Here is a 726-nt window from a genome sequence, read left to right on the forward strand (position 1 = left end):
GCGGACGCGTCGCTCGACACGTTGCTCGGCGGCACGGATGCGCGCGGCCTGTTCTCGGCGGCGCAGACGGTGCCGGGCCTCTATACCCGCGCCGCATGGGACGGCGTGATCGCCGCAGCGATCGAGCGGGCATCAAGCGCGCGCCACCTCAGTGGCGACTGGGTGCTGACAGGTTCACAACCGGCGCCGACCGTCGCCAACACGCTTGCGCAGGGCGCGGCCGCGATCGACGAACAACGTGCGGCGGACGCGCTGAAACAGCGGCTGACGGCGCGCTATTTCGCCGACTACACGGCCGCCTGGCAGCGCATGCTGAACAGCGTCCGCTGGCAACCGGCGTCGAACCTGAACGGCGCGATCGAGCAGCTGGCGCGCGTGGCCGACGCGCAGACCTCGCCGCTGATCGCGTTGATGAAAGCGGTGCAGTTTCACGCGCAGGCGGGCCGGCCGTCGCAGGCGCTGACCGACACGCTGGTGCGCAAGGCGCAAGGCCTGATCGGCGGCGGCGCCCCATCCGACGCGCCGGCCGTCCATCCGCTCGACCCGCCGTTCGGCCCGCTGCTGGCGCTGATGGGCGACGCCGGCGCGACCGCGAAGCCCGCCGACGGCAAGGGCGGCATCCCGCCGACCGTCGCGCTGACCGGCGTGAGCCTGTCGCGCTACCTGACGGCCGTCACGACGATGCGCCTGAAGCTGCAGCAGATCGCCGCCAGCGCGGACGCGCAG

At 72.9% G+C, this 726-nt stretch carries 1 protein-coding gene; it reads left to right on the forward strand.

Features of this window, described 5'->3' with window-relative positions; translation table 11 throughout:
• A partial coding sequence (locus tag LIG30_RS02445) for an ImcF-related family protein (RefSeq protein ID WP_038709365.1) occupies window positions 1–726 on the forward strand: 726 nt, incomplete at both ends.

The organism is Burkholderia sp. lig30 (assembly GCF_000687455.2).
In the GTDB taxonomy this organism is placed as follows: Bacteria; Pseudomonadota; Gammaproteobacteria; order Burkholderiales; family Burkholderiaceae; genus Burkholderia.